The 14,639-nt window shown below is 69.8% G+C and carries 19 protein-coding genes; 12 read left to right on the forward strand and 7 right to left on the reverse strand.

Annotated elements, in window-relative coordinates:
• Positions 1 to 4: 4 nt before the first annotated feature.
• The 3 genes from JRI60_RS04650 to JRI60_RS04660 all read right to left on the reverse strand — a co-directional run bounded on the left by JRI60_RS04650 (position 5) and on the right by JRI60_RS04660 (position 1,816).
• Positions 5 to 349, reverse strand: a complete 345-nt coding sequence (locus JRI60_RS04650; protein ID WP_204224659.1) for a thioredoxin family protein — start codon at positions 347 to 349, stop codon at positions 5 to 7.
• 72 nt (positions 350 to 421) lie between these two features.
• Entirely contained in the window at positions 422 to 1,162 is a 741-nt protein-coding gene (locus tag JRI60_RS04655) for a DUF4142 domain-containing protein (RefSeq protein WP_204224660.1), read from the reverse strand.
• 126 nt (positions 1,163 to 1,288) lie between these two features.
• Positions 1,289 to 1,816: a hypothetical protein gene (locus tag JRI60_RS04660; protein WP_204224661.1), complete on the reverse strand. Its 528-nt coding sequence runs from the start codon at positions 1,814 to 1,816 to the stop codon at positions 1,289 to 1,291.
• A 183-nt stretch (positions 1,817 to 1,999) separates the two neighbouring features.
• Here JRI60_RS04660 and JRI60_RS04665 point away from each other — a divergent pair, with 183 nt between their 5' ends.
• Complete coding sequence (locus JRI60_RS04665) at positions 2,000 to 3,469, forward strand: SMI1/KNR4 family protein (RefSeq protein WP_204224662.1); 1,470 nt, start codon at positions 2,000 to 2,002, stop codon at positions 3,467 to 3,469.
• Positions 3,470 to 3,522: 53 nt separating this feature from the next.
• Here the strand turns inward: JRI60_RS04665 and JRI60_RS04670 are convergent, their stop codons facing one another.
• The 4 genes from JRI60_RS04670 to JRI60_RS04685 all read right to left on the reverse strand — a co-directional run bounded on the left by JRI60_RS04670 (position 3,523) and on the right by JRI60_RS04685 (position 6,206).
• The gene (locus JRI60_RS04670) at positions 3,523 to 4,608 is read right to left on the reverse strand and encodes an AI-2E family transporter (protein WP_204224663.1); all 1,086 of its coding nucleotides are present in this window, start codon (positions 4,606 to 4,608) and stop codon (positions 3,523 to 3,525) included.
• A 66-nt stretch (positions 4,609 to 4,674) separates the two neighbouring features.
• The gene (locus JRI60_RS04675; protein ID WP_204224664.1) at positions 4,675 to 4,953 is read right to left on the reverse strand and encodes a hypothetical protein; all 279 of its coding nucleotides are present in this window, start codon (positions 4,951 to 4,953) and stop codon (positions 4,675 to 4,677) included.
• A 99-nt stretch (positions 4,954 to 5,052) separates the two neighbouring features.
• Complete coding sequence (locus JRI60_RS04680; protein WP_343213392.1) at positions 5,053 to 5,670, reverse strand: SanA/YdcF family protein; 618 nt, start codon at positions 5,668 to 5,670, stop codon at positions 5,053 to 5,055.
• Between the two features lie 113 nt (positions 5,671 to 5,783).
• On the reverse strand, positions 5,784 to 6,206 hold the full coding sequence (locus tag JRI60_RS04685; RefSeq protein ID WP_204224666.1) for a response regulator: 423 nt from the start codon (positions 6,204 to 6,206) through the stop codon (positions 5,784 to 5,786).
• Between the two features lie 250 nt (positions 6,207 to 6,456).
• Here JRI60_RS04685 and atpG point away from each other — a divergent pair, with 250 nt between their 5' ends.
• The 11 genes from atpG (at position 6,457) to JRI60_RS04740 (ending at position 14,547) form a co-directional block, all read left to right on the forward strand.
• Positions 6,457 to 7,356 (forward strand): ATP synthase F1 subunit gamma, encoded by a 900-nt coding sequence (atpG, locus tag JRI60_RS04690; RefSeq protein ID WP_204224667.1) that lies wholly within the window; start codon positions 6,457 to 6,459, stop codon positions 7,354 to 7,356.
• A 114-nt stretch (positions 7,357 to 7,470) separates the two neighbouring features.
• Positions 7,471 to 8,916, forward strand: coding sequence for a F0F1 ATP synthase subunit beta (gene atpD / locus JRI60_RS04695; RefSeq protein ID WP_204224668.1), 1,446 nt, complete (start codon positions 7,471 to 7,473; stop codon positions 8,914 to 8,916).
• 30 nt (positions 8,917 to 8,946) lie between these two features.
• Positions 8,947 to 9,489, forward strand: coding sequence for a hypothetical protein (locus JRI60_RS04700; protein WP_204224669.1), 543 nt, complete (start codon positions 8,947 to 8,949; stop codon positions 9,487 to 9,489).
• Positions 9,490 to 9,519: 30 nt separating this feature from the next.
• Positions 9,520 to 9,924: a F0F1 ATP synthase subunit epsilon gene (locus JRI60_RS04705; RefSeq protein WP_204224670.1), complete on the forward strand. Its 405-nt coding sequence runs from the start codon at positions 9,520 to 9,522 to the stop codon at positions 9,922 to 9,924.
• A 237-nt stretch (positions 9,925 to 10,161) separates the two neighbouring features.
• Entirely contained in the window at positions 10,162 to 10,551 is a 390-nt protein-coding gene (locus JRI60_RS04710) for a group I truncated hemoglobin (RefSeq protein WP_204224671.1), read from the forward strand.
• A 19-nt stretch (positions 10,552 to 10,570) separates the two neighbouring features.
• Positions 10,571 to 11,587: a 2Fe-2S iron-sulfur cluster-binding protein gene (locus JRI60_RS04715; protein WP_204224672.1), complete on the forward strand. Its 1,017-nt coding sequence runs from the start codon at positions 10,571 to 10,573 to the stop codon at positions 11,585 to 11,587.
• On the forward strand, positions 11,565 to 12,023 hold the full coding sequence (locus tag JRI60_RS04720) for an RrF2 family transcriptional regulator (protein WP_204224673.1): 459 nt from the start codon (positions 11,565 to 11,567) through the stop codon (positions 12,021 to 12,023). Before JRI60_RS04715 ends, JRI60_RS04720 begins: the two co-directional genes overlap by 23 nt.
• A 10-nt stretch (positions 12,024 to 12,033) precedes the next feature.
• Complete coding sequence (locus tag JRI60_RS04725; protein ID WP_204224674.1) at positions 12,034 to 12,291, forward strand: hypothetical protein; 258 nt, start codon at positions 12,034 to 12,036, stop codon at positions 12,289 to 12,291.
• Positions 12,292 to 12,416: 125 nt separating this feature from the next.
• The gene (locus JRI60_RS04730; RefSeq protein WP_204224675.1) at positions 12,417 to 13,451 is read left to right on the forward strand and encodes an ADP-ribosylglycohydrolase family protein; all 1,035 of its coding nucleotides are present in this window, start codon (positions 12,417 to 12,419) and stop codon (positions 13,449 to 13,451) included.
• 167 nt (positions 13,452 to 13,618) lie between these two features.
• Positions 13,619 to 14,023 (forward strand): phage holin family protein, encoded by a 405-nt coding sequence (locus tag JRI60_RS04735; RefSeq protein WP_204224676.1) that lies wholly within the window; start codon positions 13,619 to 13,621, stop codon positions 14,021 to 14,023.
• Positions 14,020 to 14,547, forward strand: coding sequence for a hypothetical protein (locus JRI60_RS04740; RefSeq protein ID WP_204224677.1), 528 nt, complete (start codon positions 14,020 to 14,022; stop codon positions 14,545 to 14,547). The genes JRI60_RS04735 and JRI60_RS04740 overlap by 4 nt, the downstream gene beginning before the upstream one ends.
• The last annotated feature ends 92 nt before the right edge of the window (positions 14,548 to 14,639 follow it).

Below are 14,639 nucleotides of genomic sequence, written 5' to 3' on the forward strand. Positions count from 1 at the left end.
CCGCTCAGGCCGTGGGCAGGTGGTCGCGGATGACGCCGAGCCAGTACTCGCGCCCGTAGTACTGGCTCATCTTCCCGAGCAGCTTGCCGTCGCGGAAGAGGAGGAAGGTGGGGATGCCGTACAGCCCGAAGCGCCGCGCCAGCTCCTCGTGCTCGTACGCGTTCACCTTCACCACGCGCATGCGGGCCCCCTCCAGCTCGGAGAGCAGCGCGGGCTCCGCGGCCGCGTAGATGTCGCAGTTGGGGCAGCCGGGGCCCCAGAAGTCCACCACCACCAGCTCGCCCTGGGGTGCCAGCACCAGCGCGTCGAAGTTCTCCGTCGTCGCGTCGTAGCTCACGGGATGTGCCATGGCCCCTGACTAACGGCACGCGGCGCCCGCTTCAACCGGGGAAGCGGACGCTGGAGGGAGGCCAGGTGCCTCTCACCGGCCAGCGGGTGGTGGGCGTCCCTGCCGCTGCTGCGGCGGGGGCTGCGGCTGTTGCGCCTGCTGCTGCTGCGCCGGTGGCTGCTGGCTCGCCTGGGCCTGCGGCTTGACCTGGCCGAGGAGCTGGTACGCGTGGTCCCGGTGCTGGCGGAGCGTGGGCATCAGCCCGTCCAGCATCGGCGCCAACTCGGGGTATTGCTGCCGGGCGAGTGTCACCAGTTGGAGGGTCTGGTCGTGGGAGGCCACCTGCGAGGCCAGGTATTCCTGGTCGTAGAGGCTGCCCTGGAGCACCGACAGCTTGGACTTGGTGGCCTCGGTGGCGCTCATGATGCGGCGCTGCACGTCATTGGTCGGCTGAGGCATCGCGCCGAGCTGGATGCCGCGCTGCTTCGCGAGCGCCATGAGCTGCTGGTCGGCCTGGGTGTGGTCCCGCACCATGTGCTCGCCGTACTGTTGCACGGCCGGCGAGGACGCCTTCTGCTCGGTGAGCTCCCCGAGGGCGATTTCCGTCTGGTTCATGCCGTGGAGCTGCGCGAGGAAGGCCGGGATGCCATCGGCGACCATCATCCGGCCCAGCTCGACGGTCTGCTCCGCCATCGGGTCCCGCTTCTTGTCCACGGAGCTCTTCTGCTCCGGCTGCTGCTGTGAGGTTCCCGGCCTCCCCTGCGCCAGGGCCGAGCCCCCCAGCGTCACGGTCATCGCTCCGAGCAGTGCCCAACGTCCCCACCAGCGATTCATGTGCTCCACTCCTTGCAGGCTTCCAAAGGAGGAAGCTGGTCCGGGAGGGAGCGGGAGGACAGGGGAGGGGAGGCCGCCGGGCGAGGCCCCCCAGGTCGGGCCGGGGAGCCCCTCGGGACGGGGTGCCTAGCGGGCGGTGACGTCCAGGGTGAGGGTGACGGTGGCCTCGAAGTCGCCGTTGGCCGTCCGCGTCGTGCCCCCGCGCAGCCCGAGCCGGAAGTCGCCCCGGGCCAGGCTCGAATCCAGCGTCTCGAGCGAGCTGTCGGTCGGATCCATGGACACCTGGGCGCTGCCCTTGGGGTCCCGGGTCTCGGCGACCTCCACCTGGAGGCCGGTCTCGCTGACGCGCATGAAGGCCACCACGTCACCGGAGAACACGTCCTGCAGCATGCCCACGTTCTTCGACTTCGTGGCGTCCAGCTGGATGCGCGCGCCCGTCACCTCGAAGCGCGTGGGGGCCTCGCCCAGGGTGGAGCGGGCCTGGGACAGCAAGGTCTTCCACTGAGCATCGTCGGGGTCCACGCGCAGATCCCTGGCGATGGTGCTGCCCGTCACATCGCCGGGCTTGAGGTTCACCTGATAGGTGACAGTGCCCTCGTGGCCGCCACCACAGGCGGTCAGGATCAGGAAGAGGGGGAGGAGGAGACGGTACATGGCTGGGCTCCAGGAGGGGATGTGGATGGGTGTTCCCGTGGGTTTATCCGATACGGGATCAGCGGCTCGCGGGTGCGGAAAGAGGCTGCCCGCACGGGCCGTGCCGTGCACAATATCCGACGAGGCGCACTGCGCAGCAGGCCCCGCGCGCCATAAGTTGGGGCCCTTCGATGTGGAGGGGACATGTTCGAGTGGCTGGAGGGACTTCAGAAGTCGGCGAAGCGGGTGGCGGCCGGAGTGGGACACGAGGATGTCCGGCGGGCGGAGACCGAGTGTGGGGTGCCTTTCCCCGAGGAACTCGGCGTGCTGTACCGGGCGTTCAATGGCGGTGAGTTCCAGGGGGAGGTCCACCTCTTCCCGCTGCACGCTCCCGAGGGCGCGCCCAGCGTGCTGGAGAAGTCGCGGCTGAAGCTCGAGAGCCTGCCCGCCGCTGGCCTCTGGCGCATCGGGGTGAAGGGGCCGCACCGTCAGCTGTTCGCCGCGCGCAAGTCCGCCATGGTGGAGCAGGCCGACAGCCCGCTGCCGAGCTGGGCGGAGACGCTCTCGGACGATGCCTGGATCTACGGCACCTGGGAGACGGAGAAGCGCGAGCTGCGGCTGTACCGCTCTCTGCAGGGCATGCTCGAGGTGCTCGTGCCTCCCGCCGAGGTGGAGGAGTTCGGTGACAGGACCTTCGCCAAGGCCCTGTCCGCGGTGCAGGGCGCGCTGAGCGACCTCCGCGTGGAATACGAGGAGGGTGGGCAGGAGGAGCCTCGGGCCGAGGAGGAAGAGGAGACCGAGGAGGAAGAGGCCGAGGCTGACGAGGAGGAAGAGGCCAAGGAGGAAGAGCCCGGGGCCGCGGCGGAAGAGGCTCGGGCCGGGGAAGAGGCCAAGGCTGACGAGGAGGAAGCAGCCGAGGAAGAGGCCGAGGAGGAGGCCGAGGCTGGCGAGGAGGAAGAGGCCGAGGAGGAAGCCGAGGCTGGCGAGGAGGCCGAGGCCGAGGAAGAGGCCGAGGCTGGCGGGGAGGAAGAGGCCGAGGAAGATGAAGAGGCCGAGGAGGAACTCGAGACCGGGGCTGAAGAGGAGGAGTTGCGGCAGCCCGTGGTCTCCGCCGCCACGCGTCGCTTGGAACAGCTCCGGCAATCAGCCACCAAGGCTCAGGTCGCGCCCCTCTCCCCTGCTCGGAAGGCCGCGAAGAAGGCTGCCGCCGTGGTGAAGACCGCCGCGAAGAACACGGCTGAGCTCGTCACGACCCCCGCTGTCGGGACGGACGCGGCGACGAAGGCGGCTGGTGCGAAGACCGCCGCGAAGGCCCCGGCGAAGAAGGCGGCGGCAAAGGCTCCGGCGAAGAAGGCGGCGGCCAAGGCTCCGGCGAAGAAGGCAGCGGCAAAGGCTCCGGCGAAGAAGGCAGCGGCAAAGGCTCCGGCGAAGAAGGCTCCGGCGAAGAAGGCGGCGGCCAAGGCTCCGGCGAAGAAGGCGGCGGCGAAGAAGGCCCCCGCGAAGAAGGCGGCGGCCAAGGCTCCGGCGAAGAAGGCTCCGGCGAAGAAGGCGGCGGCGAAGAAGGCAGCGGCCAAGGCTCCGGCGAAGAAGGCGGCGGCGAAGAAGGCCCCCGCGAAGAAGGCAGCGAGCACCCGGACGGCCGCCAGGCGCGGGGCCGTGCGCGGCCGGCGCTGAGCCTCGCTCCCCGGGTCCTCCCCTTCGGGCGGAGGACCGGGGCTCCGGGGCTCTCAGTGGTGGATCGCGGGCGGCTCGGTGGGAGGCTCGTCGGGGAGTTTCCGGGTCTCGGGGGCGAGGATGATGCGCGTCGCCCCGTTGCTGCTCGCGCTCCACTGCTTGCGCATTTGCGACAGCCGGTCCTGTAGCAGCACCTGGACCGCGCCCGCGATGGGGAGCGCCAGCAGCGCGCCGACGAGCCCCGTCAGGCTCGTGCCCACCAGCATCACCAGGGCAATGAGCAGCGGGTTCATCTTCAAGGTCCGGCGTTGGACGAGCGGCTGCAGCAGGTTGCCCTCCACCTGCTGGTAGATGAGGAACACCGCCAGCGCGATGAGGCCCTCCTTCGTCCCCACCGAGGCGAACGTCGTCCCCGACACCAGGATGGCGCCCAGGGCGGAGCCCACGAAGGGGATGAGCCCCAGCACCGCCATGGCCAGCCCCAGTGGCAGGAAGTAGGGCACGCCCAGCAGCAGGGTGAACACCGCCGTCACCACCCCGCCGATGAACGAGATCAAGAACGCTCCCGCCACGTAGCCGCCCACCGTGCGGTGCATCTCGTGGCCCAGGGACCGCCAGTGCTCACGGCGCGACGGCTCCACCCACTGCAGCGCCTTGTCGAACAGGTCCCCTCCGAACAGCAGGTAGAAGATCGTCAGCACGGCGATGGTCACCGCCGCCGCCACGTCCCGCAGGATGTCCGTCACCATCCCGAGCACCGGCCCCGGGGCCATTCCAATCCGCCGGCGCAGCTCCTGGGAGATCCGGTCGATGATGTCGTAGCGGTCGTCGAGCGTCCTCACCCACCGGTGCTGCTGCAACCGCTCGATGTAGTCCGGTGCCGCGCGCACGAGCGCGCGGCCCTGCTCGATGAACATCGGCACCAGCGTCATCACCAGCGCCGTCACCAGGCCCACTCCCAGCAGGGACACCGCCAACACCGCCAGGCTCCGCCGCAGCCCCCGCTGCTCCAGCCAGCGCACCAGCGGGTTGGCCGCCAGCGCCAGGAAGAGGGCCACCAGCATCCACGACAGCACCGTCCACGCCGTGGCCACCATCCACAGCACGGCCACCAGCGCCAGCACGTTCAACGCCACCATCCACACCACTCGAGGGGTCAGCGGCGCGTGCCGTCGGGTCCGGGTCTCCAAGGATTCGTCCCTCGCCTACCCTTCGGGTAGATCGTTCGGAGGCAGGGGCCGCAGCGGCTCCCTCGGCCGGGCGGTGATCTCCTCCTGCTCCTCCTCGTCCTCGCCCTCGCCGCGGCGGAACTCGTGGATCTGATCCGGGAGGATGTCCCGGTAGTCCGGCGAGTCCTCCAACGGTGGGGTCGCGGTGAGCTCCTGGTCCGTGAAGTTGATGTGTTCCTGGCCGGTGACGGGGTCCCGATTCCGCAAGGATTCCGACTCACCCACGTCCTCGGCTCCGAGGTCCTTGAATCGCATGGCTCTTCCTCCGAGCACGCCGGGTTGGCTGCCCGAGTCAACGGTGCGAACCGGTTGGATTCCACGCAACAGGACGCGGTTGCTCGCCTGTCAGGTGGCTCAGCGCGACCCGGTCAGCGTCCGGCCGGAGGGGTAGCGGGGCTCCGCCTCGGCCAGCACCATGCCCAGGGCCAGCACCCGGGAGAGCGCCTCGCGCAGGGCGTAGCGGCGGGTGCGCGGCCGCCCCTCGTCCGCGGCCACGCCCCAGGCGTCGATGCCCACCGAGTTGGCGATGTAGAGGGCTCGCGTCAGGTGGAAGCGCTGGGTGACGAGCACCGCCTCGCGCACCCCGAAGACGGTGTGCGCCCGCACGGAGCTGTCATAGGTGGACAGGCCCGCGTCGTCCTCCTGCACCGCGGAGGCCGGGATGCCCCGCTCCAGCACGTAGTGCAGCATGGCCCGCGTCTCGTCGTGGAAGCGGTCCGAGTTGTCCCCGCTGAGCAGCAGCGTGTCCACCTTGCCCTCGCGGTAGAGGGCGATGGCCGCGTCCAGCCGCTGGGCCAGCACCGGCGAGGGCACCCCTCCGGGCGCCAGTCCCGCCCCGTACACGATGGCCACCGGCTTCTGGGGGGCCTCGGACCGGGGGAGGATCCGATCCGCGTAGCGCTTCTCCACATAGAGGGAAACGGCCCACACGCCCACCGCCACCGCCAGGCCCATGGCCAGCAGTGTCAGCACCCACCTGCGTACCCGACTCGCCTTGCCTCTCCCCATGGACCCCGGCCCAACCACCGGGAGGCCCATTCTCGTCCCCTCGTCCCCGGTGGGAAACCGCTTCCCCGCCCGGTTGCTCACACGGGGACACCCGCGCTGGTGTCCTCGGCCCGTTGGGCGTGCCGCTCCACCGCCTCCAGCACCTTCCGGGGGTCCGCCGGCTTGCCCAGGAAGGAGGCGACCCCGTAGCTGGCGGCGTACAGGGCCCGGTCCCTGGGGCTCATCCCCGCCATGGCCGCCGAGAGGATGACGACGGGGATGGCGAACAGGGTGTCATCCCCCTTCCGGGCGATGAGCAGCCGGTGGCCGTCCATGACGGGCAGGGACATGTCCAGCACCACCATGGTCGGCCGGGGCGAGCGCCCCATCAGCTCGAGCGCCTCCTTCCCATGGCTGGCTGATCGCACGGAGTAGCCATGGGACTCCAGGAAGTGTTGGAGCGACTCGCGAATGTCGGGGTCGTCCTCCACGATGAGTACCGGGCCGCGCGGCGGGGCCATGGTTCAGAGCTCCAGCGAGATGTGGGCCTGCCCTTGAAGGCTAGTCCCCGGGTCCCCGGGCGGCATCCCCGGGGGCGCGGCGTGTCCGCCTGGATGCCATACCCCACTCCCGGGCCAGCGAGGCCCCTTTAGTGGAAGGCCACGGTTGACCGGCTGGCACACCGCCCTATATAGGGGGCCGCGTCCGGACCCCGCCCCCCCCTTCCGCGGGGGTGCTCGGGTCCGCGTTTCCAGAGGAGTTGGTGGCCCCATGGCGTCACTTCGCGACATTCGCAAGCGCATCCGCTCGGTGAAGAACACGCGGCAGATCACCAAGGCGATGAAGATGGTGGCCGCCGCGAAGCTGCGCAAGGCGCAGGACGCCATCATCGCCGCCCGGCCCTACGCGCAGATGCTGGACCAGATCATCTCCGACCTGGTGACGCGCTCCCAGGGCGAGGGTCTGGCCCACCCGCTGCTCACCTCCCGCCCGGTGAAGAAGGTGGAGCTGCTGCTGCTCACCTCGGACCGTGGCCTGGCCGGTGGCTTCAACTCCAACGTCATCCGCCGCGCCAGCCGCTTCATCTACGAGAACAGCGGCATGGACATCGAGGTGTCCACCGTCGGCCGCAAGGGCAACGACTTCTTCCGCCAGCGCGGCCAGAAGATGCGCAAGGACTTCGGCCAGCTCTACCAGCGGCTGGACTACCTGCACGCCTCCCAGGTGGCCGAGGAGATGGGTGCCCGCTTCCTCAAGGGCGAGGTGGACGCCGTCTACGTCATCTACAACGAGTTCCTGTCCGCCATCAGCCAGAAGGTGACGGTGTCCCAGCTGCTGCCGCTGCAGACGCTGGCGGCGGGCGAGTCCACGCCCGCCCAGGCCGCTGCTCCGGAGACTGCGCCCCATTCGCTGGTGGACTTCAAGTACGAGCCGGGCCGCCAGGACGTGCTCGATCGGCTGGTGCCCCAGGCGGTATCCATCAAGCTGTACCGCTCCCTGCTGGAGAGCGTCGCCAGCGAGCACGGCGCGCGCATGAGCGCCATGGAGAACGCCACCAGCAACGCCACGGACATGATCGCCGCCCTGTCGCTCACGTACAACCGCACGCGCCAGGCCGTCATCACCAAGGAGCTGATGGAGATCGTGTCCGGTGCCGAGGCTCTGAAGTAGAAGTTCCGCTTCTGGCCGAAGGGCCGCGAAGCTTGACCCCCGGGGGAGCCCACCTGTAGAGGGGGCCCGCCCATCCCCCGGGCCACAAATTCGACGAGGGACGGAAGACATTCCATGAGCGCTCAAGTTCCGACGGTAGGTAAGGTGACCCAGGTTCTCGGTCCTGTGGTCGACGTGGAGTTCCCGCCCGGTGGGCTCCCCGAGGTGTACACCGCCCTCAAGGTGACCAACCCCAACATCAGCGCGGCGCAGAACAACCTCACCATCGAGGTGGCGCAGCACCTGGGTGAGAACACCGTGCGCTGCATCGCCATGGACTCCACGGACGGTATCGGCCGTGGTCAGCCGGTGACGAACACGGGCGCCCCCATCCAGGCGCCGGTGGGCAAGGCCACCCTGGGCCGCATCCTCAACGTGACCGGCGATCCGGTGGACGAGAAGGGCCCCGTCAACGCCAAGGAGAGCTGGCCCATCCACCGCCAGCCTCCCCCGTTCACCGAGCAGGACGTGCGCGTCCAGATGTTCGAGACGGGCATCAAGGTCATCGACCTGCTGGCCCCCTACACCCGTGGCGGCAAGATCGGCCTGTTCGGCGGCGCCGGCGTGGGCAAGACGGTGCTCCTGCAGGAGCTCATCCGCAACGTGGCCGTGGAGCGCGGTGGCTTCTCCGTGTTCGCCGGCGTGGGCGAGCGCACCCGCGAGGGCAACGACCTGTATCACGAGATGCAGGACTCCAAGGTCATCAAGATCGACAACCTGGAGGAGAGCCAGGTGGTGCTGGTGTACGGGCAGATGAACGAGCCGCCCGGCGCCCGCGCACGCGTGGCCCTCACCGCCCTGACCATCGCGGAGTACTTCCGCGACATCGAGGGGCGTGACGTGCTCCTCTTCATCGACAACATCTTCCGGTTCACCCAGGCCGGCTCCGAGGTGTCCGCCCTCCTGGGCCGCATCCCGAGCGCCGTGGGTTACCAGCCCACGCTGGCCACGGAGATGGGTGGCCTCCAGGAGCGCATCACCTCCACCACCAAGGGCTCGGTCACCTCGGTGCAGGCCATCTACGTGCCCGCCGACGACCTGACGGACCCGGCGCCCGCCACCGCGTTCGCCCACCTGGACGCGACGACGGTGCTCAACCGCGCCATCTCCGAGCTGGGCATCTACCCGGCCGTGGATCCGCTCGACTCCACCAGCCGCATCCTGTCGCCGGACGTCGTGGGCCAGGAGCACTACACGGTGGCCCGCCGCGTCCAGGGCGTGCTCCAGCGCTACAAGGAGCTGCAGGACATCATCGCCATCCTCGGCATGGACGAGCTGTCCGAGGACGACAAGCAGGTGGTGGCGCGCGCCCGCAAGATCCAGCGCTTCCTCTCGCAGCCCTTCTTCGTGGCCACGGTGTTCACCGGCGCCCCGGGCAAGTACGTGAAGCTCCAGGACACCATCCAGGGCTTCAAGGAGATCTGCGACGGCAAGCACGACGACATCCCCGAGTCGGCGTTCTACATGGTGGGCGGCATCGACGAGGTGCTGGAGAAGGCCCGCAAGATGGCGGCGGCCTAGTCGGCCGTACCGCGCCGGGAGGTCGTCAACGTGCTGCGTTCCGTCCTCATCCTGGTGCTGTTGCTGGTGGCGCTCCCGGTGTCCGCCGTGGAGCGCGCCAGCCGTACGCGGGTGAGCGCCAACGGTACCTTCAGTGTGCGCCTGGTGGAGAAGAGCCCCGGGAAGTGCACGCTGGAGGTGTCGAAGGAGAGCGGCCCCATCTGGACGCTGGCGGAGTGCGTGGGCGGGGTGGACGACCTGTACTTCGTCTCCAATGACGGAGAGCGGGTGTGGGTGTTCTTCCCGCTGGCGCCCAAGGGCACGGTGAAGCTGCCCGGCAAGAAGAACCGGAAGGTGCCCGCGTGGGCCAACACGGTGGTGGCGGCGGAGTATGGCCGTCAGGGCCGTGTGCAGGAGCGGCGCCTGCTGGAGTACGTGGGTGTACGCGAGCTGCCGGAGGTGAGGCAGATGGCGCAGCACCTCAAGTGGTTGGAGGGCGTGCTCGGGGTTCCGGGCAAGGGCCCGCGCCTGACGGACGCGGGGCGCATCGAGTTCGAGACGGTGGGTGGCAAGTCCCACCAGCTGACGTTCTGAAAAAGCGGTACCCAGGGAGCACGGAAGCCCATGGCCAAGCTGACGGTCGAGATTGTGACCCCCGAGAAGCGCATCCTGTCGGTGCAGGCGGACGAGGCGATCGTCCCCGGAGGCAAGGGCCTGTTCGGCGTGAGGCCGGGCCACACCCCGTTCCTGTCGCTGATGGAGCCGGGGCCGCTGACGCTCATCGATGGAGGGCGGCGCGAGTACTACTTCGTGGCGGGCGGCTTCGTCGAGGTGAGCAACGACAAGGTGCTGGTGCTGGCGGACGTGGCCGAGTCGGTGACGGGCATCGACGTGGAGGCGGCGCGGCGCCGGATGCAGGAGGCCTCGGAGCGGCTCAAGGGCCTGTCGTCGGATGACGTGCGCTTCGACATCGAGCAGGCGACGGTGCGCCGGGAGACGGCGCGCATGAGCGCGGCCTCGCTGCGCTAACACGGCGAAACGCCAACCAACCCCCCTCTCCCTCCGGGAGAGGGCTGGGGTGAGGGTATCTCGGGTCCCGAGTTCGGGGCCTGGGATGCCCTCTTCGCGTTTCTGGGCCCCCGATTCCCCTCGTACCGGCGGGTGACTTGACGCTGGGTCAAAAAAGGTGCATCACATATGCATCTTTAAAGATGCATGTGAAATGCATCGATACGGCGGCCCGAAGCGGGCCGGGGGAGAAGACACATGAAGGGCAACGTCGCGGAGAATCAGTCCAGCCTGTACGAGCAGATTGGCGGAGAGCCGGCGATGAGCGCGGCGGTGGAGCTCTTCTACCGGAAGGTGCTGTCGGACGAGCGCATCAGCCGCTTCTTCGAGGACGTGGACATGGAGCGCCAGGCGGCGAAGCAGAAGGCGTTCCTGACCATGGTGTGCGGAGGCCCGAGCGCCTACTCGGGCAAGGACATGCGCAAGGGGCACGCACACCTGGTGAAGCAGGGGCTGAACGACACGCACTTCAACGCGGTGGCGGAGCACCTGGGCGCGACGCTGACGGAGCTGGGGGTGCCGACGCCGCTGGTGGAGCAGGTGCTGAAGATCGCCGAGAGCGCTCGCGCGGACGTGCTCAACCGCTGAGTCCGGAGAGGGCACGCACATGGCGAGGGTGAAGCACGAGGGCCAGTGGTACGGGCTGGACGAAGGCGAGTCGGTGCTCGACGGACTGCTGCGGCGGGGCGTGGCGGTGCCGCACTCGTGCCGGGCGGGGGCCTGCCAGTCCTGTCTGATGCGGGCCGAGCGCGGAGAGGTGCCGGCCAAGGCGCAGGTGGGACTGAAGGAGACGCTGAAGGCCCGGGGCTACTTCCTCGCGTGCGCGTGCCAGCCGGACTCCGAGCTCGAGGTGGCTGGGGCCGGCGCGGACCTGCGGGTGTCCGCGCGCATCGCCTCGCTGGAGCGCCTGAGCGACAGCGTGCTGCGCGTGCGGCTGCGCCCCGAGGGGCGCTTCGAGTACCGGGCCGGCCAGTACGTGTCCCTGCTTCGAGCCGATGGCCTGGCCCGCAGCTACTCACTGGCGAGCCAGCCGCACGAGGACCTGTTGGAGCTCCACGTTCGCCGGATCTCCGGAGGCCTCATGAGCGGGTGGCTCTTCGACGAGGCCGGTCCGGGAGAACCGGTGGTGCTCCAAGGACCCGCGGGTGACTGTTTCTACGTGCCGGGGCGGCCGGAGCAGCCGCTGTTGCTGGCGGGGACGGGCACGGGCCTGGCGCCGCTGTACGGAATCGCCCGGGACGCGCTGGCCCAGGGGCACACCGGGCCCATCTGGCTCTTCCACGGCGCGGTCGACGCCTCGGGGCTGTACCTCGTGGACGAGCTGCGCGCCCTGCAGTCCCAGTACCCCCAGCTCCAGTACCGGCCCTGTGTGCTGAAAGGGCAGGAACGGGTGGGAGTCTGGGTGGGGGCTCTCGATGCGCTCATCAAGGAGGCATGCCCCCGGCCGGCGGGCTGGCGCGCCCTGCTGTGCGGCAACCCCGACCTGGTGCTATCCCTGAGGAAGAAGCTCTTCCTCGCCGGACTGTCGCTCAAGGAGATCCACGCGGACGCGTTCCTCCCGAGCACACCTCCGCCGCAGGCGGGCACAGGGGTGACGACGAGTGCATCTGACACTTCACGCTGACTACGCGCTGCGCGTGCTGCTGTACCTCGCGTCCAACCCCGACCGGGTGGTCTCCACGGGCGAGGTGAGCGACGCGTACGGCATCTCCAAGCACCACCTCGTCCGGGTGGTGCAGGGCCTGGGCCGGCATGGCTTCGTGGAGGTGCGGCCCGGGCGCGCGGGAGGGGTGGTTCTCGCGCGGCCCCCCGCGGAGATCTCCGTGGGCGAGGTGGTGCGCCGCATGGAGCCGGACTTCCACGTGGTGGAGTGCTTCGACCCCGCGACGAACAAGTGCCCCATCACCCCGGCCTGTGGACTCATCGGCGTGCTCAACGAGGCCACGCGCGCCTTCCTGTCCACGTTGGACAAGTACACGCTGGAGGACGTCCTGCGCCGCGGCCCGCGCAAGCTGTCCGCCTACTTCCTCAAGCCCGCGGCGGACGCCGGGGTGGGTTGAAGGGGCTCGCGTGACGTCGCCCGTGCTGGAGCTCTTCCACCTCATCGCGGATCCTCCCTCGGCGCTGGCGCGCCGCTACGTGGTGGACTACGCGCTCGAGGACCGCGTGCGCTTCCGCAATGTCGCCTTTCCAGAAGCGGAGGCGGATTGGCGAGAGCGGGGTGGACACAGCACACCAGCGCTCTGGGATGGCGTGCACCTGCACCAGGGCGCCGAGGCGGTGCTGGCCAGACTGCAGGCGGTTGTCAACCTCGGTCGCGACGCGTAGTCGACTCGGCTCTTGTGGTGGGAGCGCGTCCTCCCCCCAACCGGTGCGTTGGCACGAGGCGATCTCGCGTGGGATGAAAGTCGGTGCTGGTCACGGGACGCGGCTCGGTTATCTTGCCGCTCCCCATGTCGCTGACACCCGCCGAGCGCCAGGACAGGTTCCATGCCGCGTTCCTGGGACTCGCCATTGGGGATGCCCTGGGCTTTCCCCTGCGGGGCATCCCTCCGGCGAGTCTCGCGCGCCTGCCTGGACTGGCGGAGGACTTCGCGCCTCGGCCTCGGGGGAAGTTCGCCAAGGGGCAGTTCTCGGATGACACGCAGCTGATGCTGGCGGCGGCCGAGAGCGTCATCCGCGAGGGGAAGGTGGAGGGGCGCAGCGCGGCGGCGCACCTGGCGTGGCTGTGGCAGGAGGGCATCATCCTCCAGCCGCCCAAGCAGCTGGCCGAGGCGCTGCAGAAGCTGGCGCAGGGCACTCCGTGGATGAGCGCGGGGGCGCCGTTGGGAGTGAAGTGCCCCTCGGTGCTGAGCCGCGCGGTGGTGGTGGGCCTCTTCGAGAGCAAGAGCAAGGTGCGCATCCGCCACGACGCGGGCGTGCTGTCGGTGCTGACGCACAAGGATCCAACGTGCGCGGCGGCGGCGGCGGCCTTCGCGCAGGCGGTGGCGCTGGGGCTGACGACGAAGGAGCCCCTCACGCCCGCGGCCTTCTGCGAGGAGCTGGCGCTCTCCGCGGCGGCGCACGACAAGGAGCTGGCCGAGGAGCTGCGGCACCTGCCCCGGCTGCTGACGTGGGACACGGCGCGGGCGCTGGGGCAGCTGCGCAAGGTGAGCGTGCCGCCCAGTCAGCTGCGGGGCGTGGACGGGCTGCCGCCGCACGTGGTGCCGGTGCTGCTCACCTCGCTGTACGCGACGCTGAAGGTGCCGCACGACTTCCGGCAGGCGGTGGAGCTGACGCTGCGCTGCGGAGGCGAGGCGGACGTGGCCGCGGCCTGCACGGGCGCGCTGCTGGGCGCGCACCTGGGCACGGCCGTGCTCCCGGCGCGGCTGCGCAAGAACGTGCTGTACGCGGACACGCTGCTGGACGCGGCGGACCGGCTCTTCCAGGCCAGGCAGGTGCGCGAGACGCTCGCCACGGCGCTGGCCCAGCAGAAGCGCCGCCGCTGACCCGCCGGGCCCCTGTCTGCTCGCCCGCTCCAGAGGGGGCGGCCGGGCGTCTCCGTGTTCCGGCGGTCAGACTTCCCCAGGAATGTCTCCGCTCCCACCTTCCGCGAGAGAGCGGGTCGCACCCGGTACCACGGGTGGGCCCGCCGGATGCCCCGGGAGGCGGCGACGTGGAACTCGAATCGGAGCGTCTGGAGCGCAGACAACTGGAGTCACTGTCCACGGCGGAGCTCATCCGCCATGCCATCGAGGAAGCGCGGCTGCTGGCGCGCGCCGAGGTGCTGCACGCCAAGAAGGAGCTGAAGGAAGAGGTGAAGGCGGCGCGCACCTCCGGCATCCTCCTGGGGGCTGGTGGCGTGCTGGGACTCGTGGGCCTGGCGGCCCTCCTCGTGGCGGCGGGTCTGGCCCTGCCGCTGGCGCAGTGGCTCGGGGTGCTGTTGGTGGGCGTCTTCCTGGTGCTGCTCGCGGGAGGCCTGGCGTTCGCGGGCGCCAAGAGGCTGCCGAAGAAGCCCCTGCCCCACACCCAGGAACGGTTGAAGACGGACATCGCCCGCACCCGGGAGACACTGCAATGAGCGAGCAGGAGAAGGGCGGTGGGCACATCACCGCCGGCATGGACGAGCGCGAGAAGGTGGAGCAGACGGCGGATCGGCTGCGGGACGAGCTGCTCCTCACCCTCGAGGAGCTGGACCGGCGCCGCGAGCGGGCCATGGACGTGCGCTACCAGGTACGCCACGCGCTCGACAAGAACCGCGACGTGTTGATGAAGGCGGGCGGCGTCGCGCTCGGGATGCTGGTCCTGAGCATGGGCTACTCCTGGTGGAAATCGCGCCACCGCGAGGAGCTGCTGTGGAAGCACCGCCGCGAGGCGCTGCGGCGCGCCTGGGACCACCCGGACCGGCTGGCCTCCCACGCCGAGGAGCGACCCATCGGCATCGAGCTCGGCCGCAAGCTCGTCCTCATCTTCGCCTCCACCCTGGCCTCGGCCCTGGCCAAGAGCGCGGTGAAGACGCTGGTGCCTCCCTCCCCGGAGCCCCAGGCCCCGGAAGGCAAGAAGCGTCTCGGGCTGCGCATCAACCACTCGCCGGCCCACGCGTAGTGTCCGGGGCCGGACGGTGGACACGGCACCCTCCGGCGACGGGGTGTGCCGTGTTCAGTGCTGGTGATATATATAAGAATCATTGATTGCGT

The organism is Archangium violaceum, assembly GCF_016887565.1.
In the GTDB taxonomy this organism is placed as follows: domain Bacteria; phylum Myxococcota; class Myxococcia; order Myxococcales; family Myxococcaceae; genus Archangium; species Archangium violaceum_B.